Origin of the sequence: Pseudomonas sp. G11 (assembly GCF_029457515.1) — a bacterium.
GTDB classification, from domain to species: Bacteria; Pseudomonadota; Gammaproteobacteria; order Pseudomonadales; family Pseudomonadaceae; genus Aquipseudomonas; species Aquipseudomonas gorinensis.
In genome coordinates this window covers 4,028,382-4,041,968 of the sequence record NZ_CP120377.1, presented here as the reverse complement: position 1 = coordinate 4,041,968, position 13,587 = coordinate 4,028,382, and the positions used below count along the sequence as shown (strand labels likewise).

The following is a 13,587-nucleotide window of genomic DNA, read 5'->3' as shown; positions in this document are numbered from 1 at the left end:
AGCCCGGTGCAAAGGGCCCGGCCATCCCGATAGCGGCACGGTCAATCCGGGGTGTTTGACCTGAATCAAACGCACGTCTGGTCGCCGCGGCAGAATCGGACACTCCGCTGGTTCGATCCGGGGCACGGCATGTCTGTCAAACCGTCCATTCCAGGTGTCACCCATCCCCCCGTGCGTGAAGAAAAACAGCCTTACAGCCGCTCTGCGCTGTGGCTGACCTGGCTGTTGGGCGCGGCGATGTTTGCGACCGTGGTCGGCGTGGCGTTGCAGTTCACCGACGTTGAATCCTTCACCCAGTTACTGACCCAGGCCGAACCGTTGTGGCTGCTGGCTGCGCTGGGTTTGCAAGCCTTGACGTATATGGCGCAGGGGCAGGTGTTTCGGCTGGTGCTCAAGGCCGGGGCACACCGTCTGTCGCTGTGGGACGCGGGCAAGCTCAGCCTGATGAAGCTGTTTGTCGATCAAGCCCTGCCGTCCTCCGGTATCAGTGGCGCTTTTGCAGTGGTGGCGTCGTTTGTGCGCCTGGGGTTTGCCAAACCGGTGGTGCTGGCCAGCCTGGTGCTGGATTTATCCGGCTATTTCCTCGCGTATGCGCTGTCGGTCGGCGTGGCGTTGCCGGTGGTGGTCTTGCAGGGGCATGCGACACCCACGGTGATGACGACGTGCCTGGTGTTTGTCGCCGTCAGCCTGGTATTGGCCGTCGTCACGCCCAGGCTGGCCGGTAGTACTCACCTGGCGGCGCGTTTACCGGGGCAACGCTTTGCGATGGTTGCCAGGATCGTTTCATTGCTCACGGGCGCCGACCGCCAGTTGGTGCGCAGCCGAGGGTTGCTGTGGCGCATTACCGTGCTGGAACTGGCAATCATCCTGTTGGACAGCGCCACCTTGTGGGTTTTGGTGCGTGCGCTGGGGGTGTCCGCACCGCCGTTGGGGTTGTTTGCCGGCTTTATGCTTGCCAGTGTGCTGCGCAGTATCGGCATTGTGCCGGGCGGTCTTGGCGCGTTCGAAGCCGCGGCGGTAGTGACGCTGCATTGGGTGGGGGTGAATGTTGCCGTGGCGCTGTCCGCCACCTTGTTATTCCGGGGCCTGACCTTCTGGTTACCGATGTTGCCGGGCCTCTGGCTGGCCCATCGGGAATGGCAGTCCTCCGCCAGGCAACCCGTGCACTTGGTCGACGCCGATTACTGGAGCCCAGCGCTCAGCCAGGTATTGAGCAGCCTGCACAGCACGCCCCAAGGCTTGAGCCATGCCCAGGCCCGCGCCCGCCTGCGCAGGGCCCCGCCCCAGGCCAAGGACCGCCCGCAAGGCCTGGGCAGGCTGGTGCTGGAGCAAATGCGCACGCCCTTGGTGTTGATTCTGATGGTGGGTGCGCTGGTGGCCGTGGTGGTGGGGGACTGGCTGGATGCGGCGATTGTTGGCTGCATTGTGCTGATCAGCGCGGTACTCAGCGCCTGGTATGAAAGCCGCGCCAGCCACGCGGTGGAACAACTGCGCAGCAAGATCGCGCTACGCGCCACGGTGCGGCGCGCGGGCAAACCCGTGGACGTTGCCGCCAGCGAGGTGGTGCCAGGGGACATTCTGCTGCTCAGCGCGGGCAGCCTGATCGCGGCGGACGGGCGAATCTTGCAGGCACTCGACTGTTTTATCGGCGAAAGCCTGCTGACGGGCGAAACCTTCCCGGTGGAAAAACTGGCGGGGGACTGCGCGCCGGATGCCACCTTGGGGCAGCGCCACAATTGCGTGTTCATGGGCACCTCGGTGCGCAGCGGTACCGCCGAGGTACTCGTCACGCGTTATGCCGCGCAGAGTGAAATCGGCCGTATCGCCAAGACCCTGGCGCTGCGCCCGCCCGAGACCGAGTTCGAGCGCGGCCTGCGACGCTTCGGCGGCCTGCTGTTGCGGGTGATGCTGGTGATCACCATCGTGGTGTTCGGCATCAATATCCTGCTGCACCGTCCGACCCTCGACACCCTGTTGTTTGCGATTGCGTTATCCATCGGCCTGTCACCGGAACTGTTGCCGGCGATCCTGAGCATTACGCTGGCCAAGGGCGCGCAGCGCATGGCGGCCAAGGGCGTGATCGTGCGTCACCTCAATGCCATTGAAAACCTTGGCGCAATGGACATCCTGTGTACCGACAAGACCGGCACCTTGACCCGCGGTGTCGTGGTGCTGGACGGCGCCATGGATGTCGAGGGCCATCCCGCCACCCCTGTGCTGCAATTGGCGGTGTTCAACGCCAGCCTGCAGACCGGCATGCGCAACGCGATGGACGAGGCCATTACCCTGGCCGGTAAAACCCTGGCGCCGTGCCCCGCGGCCAGCAAGCTCGATGAAGTGCCGTATGACTTCGTGCGCAAGCGCCTGAGCGTGGTGGTCGCCCATGCACCTGAGGCCGAGCGGTTGGTGGTGACCAAGGGCGCGCTGGATAACGTGCTCGAAGTCTGCACCCAGGTGCGTCACGGCGCGCAGGACCTGGCGCTGACCGAGGCCGAACGGGCGACGATCGCCCAGCGCTTCGCGGCGTGGAGCGAGCAGGGGTTCCGGGTGCTGGGCCTGGCCACGCGGGCCGTGCCGGACCAGCCGCACTATGGCCGGGAGGTGGAAACCGAGATGACCTTTCGCGGCTTTCTGTTGTTCTTCGACCCGCCGGAGCCGGGGGTCAAGGACACCCTCGCCAGCCTCGACAGGTTGGGGGTGCAGGTCAAGATCATCAGCGGCGACAGTCATCTGGTCGCCCGGCATGTGGCCACGGCAGTGGGCCTGCCGGTGGAACGCATCATCACCGGCGCCGAACTGTCCAGCATGAAGGACGAAGCGTTGATGCACCTGGCGCCGCTGACCATGCTCTTTGCCGAGGTCGACCCCAACCAGAAGGAACGCATCATCCGCGCCCTGCAAAAGACCGGGCATGTGGTCGGCTATATGGGCGATGGCATCAATGATGCGCCGGCACTGCAAGTGGCCGACATCGGCATTTCCGTGGACAACGCCGCCGACGTGGCCAAGCAAGCCGCCGACTTTGTGTTGCTGGAGCACAACCTTGACGTATTGCGCGAAGGCATCGAGGAGGGCCGGCATACCTTTGCCAATACCTTGAAGTACATCTCGATCGTCTCCAGCGCCAACTTCGGCAACATGATCAGCATGGCCCTGGCATCCCTGGTATTGCCGTTCCTGCCGATGCTGGCCAAGCAAATACTGCTCAACAACTTCCTGTCCGATATTCCGTCCATGGGCATCGCCAGCGACAACGTTGACCGTGAATGGGAAAGCACCCCGCACCGCTGGAACATCAGCGAGATCCGCAGCTTCATGGTGGTGTTCGGGCTGGTCAGCTCGCTGTTCGATGTCCTCACCTTCGTGGCCCTGTACCTGATGGCGCAGAAGGGCCCCGAGGTATTTCGCAGTGGCTGGTTCGTGGAGTCGCTGCTGACCCAACTGCTGACCATATTCATCGTGCGCACCTACAGGCCGTTCTACCAAAGCCGCCCGGCGCCCCTGCTGCTGGGCAGCGCCGCGGCCATCGGCCTGCTGGCTGTCGGGTTACCCTACAGCCCGATAGCGCCGTGGTTCGGGCTGGTGCCTTTGCCACTGCCGATCCTGCTGACAGTGCTGGCAATCAGCCTGGTCTACATGGGTGCGGCTGAGTGGGTCAAGCGGCTGTTTTACCATCGCCAGCGGTTGAGTCGCGCTCGCGATACGGCGTTGCGTTAACCGCGTCGGGACTATTCATTGCGTGTCCACGTAACACTCAGGCCGTACTGAGTGTCGCCGTAGCGATATTGGGCCTTGCCTTTGAACGCAGCCTCCAGCGCATGCCCCAGGCGATTCGCGAGATGAATCCCGGTGGTGGTCACCACCAGGTCGTCCTCACTATCCGTCAGGTGGATGATGCGCTCCAGCGCGTGCTCCGTTGCTTCCATTTTTTCGGTGTTTTTGATCAGGTGGATGATTTCGTCATAGTGCTTTCGCAAGAAGCTGCCCGACAGCGTCACAGTGCCGGCGGGGGCATTCTCCGCAATGCGGCGGCAGGCAGGGCAGGTCACGGATTGGGCGTTGTGGACCCCGGTATTTTCAGCTCGGTTCCAATGCCAGTTACCGGCTTCATACACCGCGTCGCACTGCGGGCACATAGCCGCCCCTTCAACCCGCTGCAGGCAATAGGGATCATGGGCCTGGGTTTTGAACAGTTTGTTTTTCTGACTCTGCTGATATTTGTCCATGGCGTTTCTCCTGGCGCATCGAGGAAAAAGTAATGAAGGCCGCGTGGATTTCACGGGTTGATTTGGACGCTGTTTGCCATCGAGCGCGTTGATTTTTATCAACTCGGGGAGCGCCCGGCGACAGTCGGTGAGCGCTTCGCGACCCGTGTCGGCAAGGCGTGTGACTTTGTTGATAAAAGTCAACTTGGTTGCCGGCGCTTCAGACAAGCATGCAGGCTCCGTCGACATGAGAGGAGCCCCCCTGATGGCTCACAGTAAAATCGTGTTTCGCGCGCCTGCTCGCGAAAAAATCCTCAGTGGTGCCACCCAATTGGCGGACGCAGTGCGCGTAACGCTGGGGCCGAAGTCCAAGTCGGTGTTGATGCAGAATAAATGGGGAAACCCGACGGTCTGCAATGATGGGGTCACGATCGCCAAACGCGTTGACCTGCAAGACCCCGAGGAGAACCTCGGCGCGCAGATGCTGCGCCAGGCCGCGGAGCGCACGGGTGAGGCAGTCGGCGACGGGACCAGCACGTCAACGGTGCTGGCCCATGCCATCCTGGCCGATGGCATCCGCAACGTGGTGGCCGGGGCCAGCGCGATCGACCTCAAGCGCGGCCTGGACCGTGGCCTGTTGCTGGTCGTGGAATCACTTGCCGCGCAGTCTCGCCCCGTCAGTACGCCCAAGGAGAAGGCCCAGGTCGCGACGCTGTCAGCCCATAACGATCCCGTCATCGGGCAACTGGTGGCTGACGCCCTGGAAAAGGTCGGGGTCGAGGGCGTGGTCAGCGTCGAAGAGTCCAAGACCACTGAAACGGTGGTCGAGGTCATGGAAGGCATGCGCTTTGATCGGGGGTATGTCTCGCCGTATTTCGTCACCGACACCGAAAAGATGCAGGTCGAACTCGAAGATGCCTGCCTGCTGCTCTGTGACCACAAGATCGGCGTACTCAAAGACTTGCTGCCGTTGTTGGAACAGGTCGCCAAAAGCGGTCAGCCCCTGGTATTGATCGCCGATGACATCGAAGGTGAAGCCCTGACCACCCTGGTCGTCAACCACATTCGCGGCGTGCTTAAAGCCGTGGCGATCAAGGCCCCTGGCTTTGGCGATCGACGCAAGGACATGCTGCAGGACATGGCCGTATTGACGGGCGCCACGGTGATCTCCAACGAACTGGGGATCAGCCTCGAGCAGGTCCAACTGCAACAGTTGGGCCGCGCGCATCGGGTTGTGGTCTCGAAGGACAGCACCGCGCTGATCGGCGGCGCCGGTACCCGCAAAGCCATCGACGCACGCCTGCAACAGATTCGCGGGCAAATGGCGGCGACCAGCAGCGAATATGACCGTGAAAAGCTGCAGGAGCGGCTGGCCAGGCTATCCGGCGGCGTCGCGGTGATCCGCGTCGGCGCGCCGTCCGAGGCTGAAATGAAAGCGCGCAAGGACGCCCTGGACGATGCGATTTCGGCGACCCGTGCAGCCATCACCGAAGGGATTGTCCCCGGCGGCGGCCTCGCGCTGCTCAAGGCCGTGCCGCTGATCGCCGCCGATGAAACCCAGGTGGAGGGCGATGTGCGCACCGGCCTGCAGATACTGCGCCGGGCTTTGGAAGCGCCGGCGCGGCGCATTGCGGAAAACTCGGCGGTAGACGCCGGCGTGGTCGTTGCGCGCATGCTGGCGGAGCCCGGAAACATTGGTTTTGATGCCTCCGCCAATGCGTATGTCGACATGTATGAAGCCGGCATTATCGACCCGACCAAAGTCGTGCGTATTGCCTTGGAGAACGCGGTGTCAGTGGCCAGTATCCTGCTGTTGACCGAGGCCACCATCACCGATATCCCAGAAAAAGAAGCGCCAGCCCAACCGTCGTTCCCGGACGCTTGAACGCCGGGGCGCGCCTGGTTTTTTATTCGAGTCACCCGAGCGTTCGTCCAGGCGGACACCGTGGTGAACCCCCCTCATGGAGGCCCGCACACATGAACCTGACCAAAGCCATTGCCGGCCGGCGCTCGACACGTGACTACACGACAGAAGCCGTCGATGAAAAACTCATTCTTCGTTTGATCGACGCCGCCGTCCAGGCGCCCAGCTCGATGAACCAACAACCCTGGACGTTCACGGTGATCCGTGACCAGGCGCTGCTGGAGCGGATTTCCCAGGAAGCCAAGGCCTGGGTGCTTGCCACGACTCCGGTGGGAGAGCACTCCAGTCACTTCCAAACGTTGCTCAGTGATGAAGACTTTCAGCTTTTCTACCACGCACCGGTATTGATACTGATCTCCGGTAACGAGCCCAACCAGTGTATTGAAAACTGCGCCCTGGCTGCCGAGAACCTGATGCTGGCGGCTTATGCCGAGGGGCTTGGAACCTGTTGGATCGGTTTCGCCCAGGGCTATCTGAATACGCCGCAGGGTAAGCACGCATTGGGGCTTCCCGCCGAATGGACGCCTGTGGCCCCAATCATCGTCGGTCATCCAAAGTCTGCGCCCGCGCCTATCGCGCACAAGGCGCCGTCCATTCACTGGATAGGCTGATCAGAGGGCGGCAGCCACGGTCGATCCTGCGTCGGGTTTGTCTATGGGTTTTCTGATGTGGATCAGCTCCGTTGCCAGGGCGGCTCCTATGCTTGAAATGCCCCATAACGTCGAGATGAACTGAAATGAACAGACCGCGCTTGATTGGCCAGTGTTTGTTGATCACGGCAAGCATTCTGCTGTTACCGTCCATGAGCGTCTTCGCCAACCCGGTGATGCCGGGCCCCGGTCCTGGTCCGATGTTTCATCACGCCGCCGGTTTCGATTGGGTCAAGCACACGCAGCGGACCCTGGACGACCTCAAGGGCAAGCTGATGCTCAAGCCGGAACAAATGCCCGCGTGGGAAACCTGGGCATCGGGCGTCATCACCGATGCCAATCAGCAAGCCGACAAGGGCAGGGCCGCCGACAGTGACCAAGCGCCGGCCAGGCAGGCTTCGAACAATCAAACGACGCCTGAACGGATGGCAAACGGCATCGAGCGCCTGCGTGTGCAAACCAACTGGATGCAGGCGCAATTGGTGCGCCTGGATGCCGCCCAGGCTCGGACCCAGACCTTTTATGACGCCTTGGACGCGCAGCAAAAAACCATTTTCGACCTGTTCTGGCGCGTGATGCACCGCAGAATGGCCGGTCAGGCTGCGTGGCAGATGCCCATGCACATGCCCATGCAGATGTCATGGCCGACAACCAACGACATGCCCTGCCAGATAAGCCAGCCCCTAGAGTAATGCGCGGCGCCATGGGGTGAACATCATGAACATTGCGCAGGGTTCCCGCGATACCGCCTGGCCCGATACGTTGAAGCGCCGGGGTGGTTTTTCCTTCCTGTCTGGAGATCGATCATGAGCCAATACACCTGCTTGTTACTGATCATCAACCCCGCCCTGCGGGATGCCTCGGCGATTACCCATGCCGGTGCCCTGGCCAAGGCCAGTGGCGCGAGCCTGCACATTGCCGCGTTGGCAAAACCGCTGGAAATATTGGCGTTGCTGGAAGGCGACGTGCGCGACCGAGCCCGCGAAAGCTACCTCGAGGATCACCACCACTGGCTGGAAGCCCAGGTCAAGAGTCTCCACGCGCTTGGCCTGAACGTGACCACGCAGGTGGCATGGGCCACTGACATCAAGCGAGACATCCTGGATTACGTCAGCGAGATGCAGCCCGACCTGTTGATCAAACAGGTGCAGCACGAGTCTGCGCTCAGGCGCGCGTTTTTCACCCCGCTGGACTGGCAGTTGCTGCGCGAGTGCCCGATTCCTGTGTACCTGGTCGGCGGCCGGGACCATGCCTTGCCGCGTATTGTCGTGGCTGCGGTTGACGTGTCGGATATCCAGCAGGCGAACAGCGAGCTGAACGCGCGCATCATTGATCAGGCCATCAACCTGGCCCTGCAATGCAATGCTGAGCTGCACATGCTGTATGCCTGCGATATGTCCGCGCTGTACATGGGCGACATGGGCGGTATGGCGCTTTCCAACCTCAGCAAGGAGCTGGCGAGCAACGAGGAAAAAAGATTCCTCGAACTGGCCAAACGTTATGGCGTGCCGTCGGACCGTCATCACTTCGTGTCGGGCAACCCGGTTGCGGTGCTGAGTCAATTCGCCAAGGAACACCAGGTGGATGTGATCGTGATGGGCCGGGTCCAGTACCGCGGCATCGAGAAGCTGCTCGGCAGTACCACTGAACACATCCTCTACCAAGTGCCTTGCAGCGTACTGGCGGTCTAGCGCGGCGAAGGCCCGGTGTAATCAACCAACAGGCGCTAGCGTCTGATGAGGTGCCCCATGATTCATAGCCCTTCACTGCAAACCCTCTGGCCCGATCGGTCGGTGGCCGGTCAAGGCCTGGTGGAGCCGTTGCTCAAATACGCAGGTCGAGCCGACGTCATCATCCTCGCCTTACCCCGTGGCGGAGTCCCCGTGGCATATGAGGTGGCTACCGCCCTGCAGGTGCGCCTGGACCTCCTCGTGGTACGCAAGCTCGGCTTGCCGTCCCATCCGGAATTCGCCATGGGCGCCATTGCCAGTGGCGGTATCCATATACGCAACGAAGAGATGCTGCGCGATCATCCGATTGATCAAGACCGTTACGACGCCGTAGTCGCCCGCGAAACACGCGAGTTATCGCGCCGTGAGCAGGTTTACCGGGGCGCCCGAGCGCCGCTGCAACTGAAGGATCAGGTGGTCATCCTGATCGACGACGGCCTGGCGACGGGGGCCTCGATGCTCGCCGCGGTCCAGGCGGTGCAGTTGCAGCACCCGGCGCGTATCGTCGTGGCGGTGCCGGTAGCGCCGCTGGAGACGGTGGAGACCCTGCGCTGTATCGTCAATGAAGTGATCTGCCCGCTGACGCCTGAGCGGATGATGTCCATCGGTTACTGGTACGCGAATTTCCCGCAGCTCACCGATCAAGAGGTCATCGAGTTATTGCAGCTGGCCTGGCAACGCGAATCGACTGAAGCGCACTCGGGGGAGAACCGCCTCGAAACCTGAACCGCGAGGAGCGAACCCTATACACCGAACGGAAAGGTTTCGTCCTCCGGTTCCAGGTGTTCGCTTTTGGGCAGTGCCAGGGCCTTCACCGCTTGCGTTTGCTCGATCCAGATCATGGCGTCGAACTGTTCGGCCAGTACCGCTTCGAAGTAGTGGCTGTCACGTTCGGTGTCGGGGCGGTAAATCACCCCAATGGCACGTTCCAGAAGGGTATTGGACAACGCGGTGCGCAGCTCGCTGCGCTGCGGGTCGCGCCAGTCGGTCAGCGACGCCGGCACACCGGCCTTGAGGAACTGATGCTCCCAACTGTCGGGACGAGAGGGCCGCACCTCCTTGATGAGCATGTCGGCGTCCCAGTCATCGGCCGCCGCCACTTGGCCACGGTCGGTGCTCATGCCGATCAACACCGCATTGCGCCCATAGGCGCTGCGGCAGAGCTGGCCGATGTTGAACTGGCCCTTCCAGCCCATTTCCGTCGCCGCGGCATTGCCGATATGGGAGTTGTGCGCCCAGACCACGGCTTTGGCGTGTGGCCCACGATGCTCAAGCAGGGCGCGAAGGGTGTCGAACATGTGGCGGTCACGCAGGTTCCAGGAAGCGGTCGAACCACGATAAACGGCACGGTAATACTGCTCGGCTGCCCGCACCACCCGGGCATTTTGCGCGGCATTGAAAAACCCTTCGTCATCCTGGATAAGCCCGGCCAATTGTTTGGCCAGCATCACGTTGAGTTGTTCGACCACCTGAGGTTCACAGGGCATCAGGCCGTTGCGTTCGACGAAGTGACCGTACAACGCGGGATCATCCTGCCAGGGCGTCAGGCAGCCATAGCGCCGTCGTGCTTCCACGGCCAATGGCGGATCAACCTTGTCCAGATAGTGCAGCACCTCATGAATCGAGTTGCGCATGCTGTACACATCCAGGCCACGGAATTCGACGCGATCTTCGCTGGCGCGTTGATGATTGTAGCGATGCAGCCAATGGGCAAAGGCCTTGACCTCAGCGTTGCGCCACATCCAGGTCGGGAAGCGGCTGAAGATGTGGCGGGTCCACGCCGACGGGGCCAACCCTCGGACATACCGGTCGACATGGCCGGCATCGGGCCAGTCGGCCTCCACGGCGACGATGGTGAAGCCGTGCCGCTCGATCAACCGTTGAGTGATGGCGGCCCGGGTTCGATAGAAATCGCTGGTGCCATGGCTGGCCTCGCCAATCAGCACCAGCCGCGCCTCCCCATAGCGATCGAACAGTTCACCAAACGCCACCGCATCGAGTGCCGGCAGTGGCTCGGCAAATTGACGCAGAACCGGCACGATGGCCGCCCTGTCGGCCGCGCCATAGTGTTTATCCAGCAGGCGTTGGGCGGGTGTGTTCACGGCCGTCATCCTCATCCAGGGTTTGTCTATTCCTATACCCTGACCCAGGCGAATCATTGAGTTTTGTCAATAAAGCCTGCACGACCTTGAGCGAAGGTGTTTGAACCCGCTACGCGCCGACGACCGACGCTGATCATGGAGGCATGTGCCATGAGGTGCTCTATCAACCGATCACACCTGGCGCTTGCCGTCTGCGTGGTGGTGCTTGTGGGCTGTTCCGGCACCCGTGATCGGGCATCGCAAAAAACCGCGTCCATGCCCGCGCTTGCCTTGGTGAACGACGTGTGTTCCCTGTGCCACGGGCTGACGGGGGAGTCGGTGTCGCCGTCGTTTCCCAAGTTGGCCGGTCAGCAAAAAGACTACCTCAAGGCCCAGTTGACCGATTTCAAAGGCCATGTGCGCATGGATAAGGCCGCGACTCAGTACATGTGGGGCTTCACCCATTTGACCGACGTCCAGATCGCTGACCTGGCGGACTATTTTTCAAAGCAGCGGCCCATGCAGGCAGAAAGCGAAACGCCGGATGCCAGGGGCGAATGGATCTTTCGCCACGGCGTGCCGGCAGCCGGTATCGCCCAGTGCAGCGCCTGCCATGGCAGCGAGGGGCAGGGCCAAGGTCGGACACCGCGCGTGGCCGGCCAGCATGCCGCCTACCTGATCAGCCAGATCAAGGTGTTTCAACAGGCTGACCTGCGCGAGCGGGGGGACCTGGAGAGCCAGATTGCGCATACGCTGTCGGACGCCGATGCCGAGGCGGTCGCGCATTACATGGCGAGGCTGGGGCCATGAAACTCACGGCTGTACCGCCTCGGGAAGCGTTGCTCGGCGCGCCGCCCCCCACGGCCGAACGCTCGCAGGCGATCAGTAACGATGAGATTGCCGCGGTGTTTGACGATATCGCCGACCTGCTCGAGATCGATGACGCCAACCCGTTTCGCATCCGTGCTTACCGGGTGGCGGCGCGCACCGTGAGGGCGCTGACGGTCGAACTGGCGCCGCTCATCGCACGTGGCGAACCCTTGCCAAAACTGCCGGGGATTGGCGTGGACCTGGCGGGCAAGATCAGTGAAATCGCCACGACCGGCAATTGTGCCCTGCGTCAGCGCTTGCGTTCGACATTGCCGCCTGGGCTGGTGGAATTGCTGTCCATCGCCGGCCTGGGGCCCAAACGCATCAAGCACCTTTACCATGACCTGGGCATCGCCACCGCGCAGCAACTGTGCGAGGCCGCCCAGCAGGGTCATATCCGTCACGTTCCCGGTTTTGGCGAACGGCTGGAGGCGCGCTTATTGAGCGCCGCGCAGAAGGGGCTCGGAAAGGATCGCCGATTGCCGCTGGCGGTTGTCGAGCCCGTGGCGCTGCGGTTGATCGAATACTTGCGCCAACTGCCCGGGGTCGAGGATGCCCAGTTGGCTGGCAGTCTGCGGCGTATGCGCGACACCGTGGGGGATATCGACATCCTGGTGACCGCTGCGCCCTCGGTGGGTGTCACGGCGCACTTGGTCAAGCACCCGGAGGTTTCCACCGTATTGGTGAAAGGTCGTACACGGGCCAGCGTCGTGCTGGACTCCGGTCTGCAAGTGGATGTGCGGGTCGTCAAACCCGCGGACTTGGGTGCCGCGCTGGTGTATTTCACCGGCAGCAAGGCGCATAACATCGCGATCCGCAAGCAGGCGCGGGACCTAGGGCTCAAGCTCAATGAATATGGGGTGTTCAAGGGGCAGGAGCGGCTGGCGGGGGCCACGGAGGTGTCTGTTTATCAGGCGCTCGGGTTGCGCTGGATCACGCCGGAGTTGCGTGAAGATCGCGGTGAAGTGGCGGCGGCACTCAGCGGGCGTTTGCCGAGGCTCGTGGAGGTGAGTGACCTCAAGGGTGATTTGCACGTGCACAGCCTTGACTCCGATGGCGGCAATAGCCTGGAGCAGATGGCATTGGCCGCGCAGCAAGCCGGGTTGGAATACCTGGCGATCACCGACCATTCCCGCGCACTCGCAGTGGCCCATGGTCTGGCTGGCGAGCGGTTGTTGAAGCAGATCGACCAGATCGATGCACTCAACGCCCGCCTTCAGGGCATCACCGTGCTCAAGGGCGTGGAAGTCGAGATTCTCGAAGATGGCACCCTGGATCTACCGGATACGATCCTGGGGCGCCTGGATCTTGTGGTGGGGGCGGTCCACTCCCATTTCGGCCTGACACTGCGCCAACAGACTCAACGCCTGCTCAGGGCCATGGATCATCGTTATTTCACGATTCTGGCGCACCCGTTGTGTCGCCTGATCAATGAACGCGCGCCGTTGAATATGGACCTGTCGGCCATCATCAGGGCCGCCGCCGCACGCGGCTGCTGCCTGGAGCTCAACGCGCAACCCCAGCGCATGGACCTGTTCGATCTGCAATGCCAATACGCCAAAGACCAGGGCGTGCTTATCAGCATCAATTCGGATGCCCATCGCGCCACGGATTTTTCGTATTTGCGCTACGGCGTCGCTCAAGCCCGGCGTGCCTGGCTTGGTAAGGATGACGTACTCAATACCCGCTCACTGAGGGCGCTGAAGTCTTTATTGGCCAAGGCGCGGGGAGGGCGCGCCGACGCTGCCAGGGAATGATTGTTGGTCGATAGTTGACAAAAATCAGAGTGCCACCACCACAGCGCCGGATACTTGAACCGCAGCAGGTGCTTTCCTGCCATGACCTTCAAGGAGATTCCCATGAATATGCGTTTACCCGTTGTGTTGCTCAGCATCCTGTTGGCGCTGTCGGCCGGTTGCAGTAGTAAGTCCGCCAAAGAGCTGGATGCGCGCCTGGAGTCGGCCCAAAGCAATGCGCTGTCGGCGAAAGCCAGGGCCGATGAAGCCTACTCCAAAGCCGAGCAGGCGGCGGCAGCCGCCAATCAAGCGCAACAGACCGCCGACCAAGCCAATGAGCGTGCCAGCCGGGTACTCGAAAAGGCGAGCCGCAAGTAGTGAACGGTTGCAG

At 62.1% G+C, this 13,587-nt stretch carries 11 protein-coding genes; 9 read left to right on the top strand and 2 right to left on the bottom strand.

Going from position 1 to position 13,587, the window contains the following annotated elements; translation table 11 throughout:
• Nucleotides 1-129: 129 nt before the first annotated feature.
• On the top strand, nucleotides 130-3,717 hold the full coding sequence (mgtA, locus tag P2T68_RS18705; RefSeq protein WP_024075498.1) for a magnesium-translocating P-type ATPase: 3,588 nt from the start codon (nucleotides 130-132) through the stop codon (nucleotides 3,715-3,717).
• A gap of 11 nt (nucleotides 3,718-3,728) precedes the next feature.
• Here mgtA and P2T68_RS18700 read toward each other — a convergent pair whose 3' ends face one another.
• Nucleotides 3,729-4,226: a BCAM0308 family protein gene (locus P2T68_RS18700; RefSeq protein WP_024075497.1), complete on the bottom strand. Its 498-nt coding sequence runs from the start codon at nucleotides 4,224-4,226 to the stop codon at nucleotides 3,729-3,731.
• A gap of 244 nt (nucleotides 4,227-4,470) precedes the next feature.
• On the opposite strand from P2T68_RS18700, the gene groL reads away from it, so the two are divergent.
• From groL to P2T68_RS18675, 5 genes are all read left to right on the top strand, one after another.
• Nucleotides 4,471-6,090, top strand: a complete 1,620-nt coding sequence (gene groL, locus P2T68_RS18695) for a chaperonin GroEL (protein WP_168232679.1) — start codon at nucleotides 4,471-4,473, stop codon at nucleotides 6,088-6,090.
• A 92-nt stretch (nucleotides 6,091-6,182) separates the two neighbouring features.
• Nucleotides 6,183-6,740, top strand: a complete 558-nt coding sequence (locus P2T68_RS18690; RefSeq protein ID WP_069076093.1) for a nitroreductase — start codon at nucleotides 6,183-6,185, stop codon at nucleotides 6,738-6,740.
• Between the two features lie 191 nt (nucleotides 6,741-6,931).
• On the top strand, nucleotides 6,932-7,471 hold the full coding sequence (locus tag P2T68_RS18685; RefSeq protein WP_306661580.1) for a Spy/CpxP family protein refolding chaperone: 540 nt from the start codon (nucleotides 6,932-6,934) through the stop codon (nucleotides 7,469-7,471).
• A 114-nt stretch (nucleotides 7,472-7,585) separates the two neighbouring features.
• Nucleotides 7,586-8,470, top strand: coding sequence for a universal stress protein (locus tag P2T68_RS18680; protein ID WP_069076095.1), 885 nt, complete (start codon nucleotides 7,586-7,588; stop codon nucleotides 8,468-8,470).
• Nucleotides 8,471-8,527: 57 nt separating this feature from the next.
• Nucleotides 8,528-9,235, top strand: a complete 708-nt coding sequence (locus tag P2T68_RS18675) for a phosphoribosyltransferase (RefSeq protein ID WP_277377993.1) — start codon at nucleotides 8,528-8,530, stop codon at nucleotides 9,233-9,235.
• A 17-nt stretch (nucleotides 9,236-9,252) separates the two neighbouring features.
• Here P2T68_RS18675 and P2T68_RS18670 read toward each other — a convergent pair whose 3' ends face one another.
• Entirely contained in the window at nucleotides 9,253-10,620 is a 1,368-nt protein-coding gene (locus tag P2T68_RS18670; RefSeq protein WP_081329198.1) for an erythromycin esterase family protein, read from the bottom strand.
• Nucleotides 10,621-10,761: 141 nt separating this feature from the next.
• On the opposite strand from P2T68_RS18670, the gene P2T68_RS18665 reads away from it, so the two are divergent.
• The 3 genes from P2T68_RS18665 to P2T68_RS18655 all read left to right on the top strand — a co-directional run bounded on the left by P2T68_RS18665 (nucleotide 10,762) and on the right by P2T68_RS18655 (nucleotide 13,574).
• Nucleotides 10,762-11,400, top strand: coding sequence for a c-type cytochrome (locus P2T68_RS18665; protein WP_277377992.1), 639 nt, complete (start codon nucleotides 10,762-10,764; stop codon nucleotides 11,398-11,400).
• Nucleotides 11,397-13,217, top strand: a complete 1,821-nt coding sequence (gene polX / locus P2T68_RS18660) for a DNA polymerase/3'-5' exonuclease PolX (protein WP_277377991.1) — start codon at nucleotides 11,397-11,399, stop codon at nucleotides 13,215-13,217. The genes P2T68_RS18665 and polX overlap by 4 nt, the downstream gene beginning before the upstream one ends.
• Before the next feature lie 102 nt (nucleotides 13,218-13,319).
• A complete protein-coding gene (locus P2T68_RS18655) occupies nucleotides 13,320-13,574 on the top strand; it encodes an Lpp/OprI family alanine-zipper lipoprotein (protein ID WP_024075488.1) in 255 nt (84 codons plus the stop codon).
• Nucleotides 13,575-13,587: the final 13 nt, after the last annotated feature.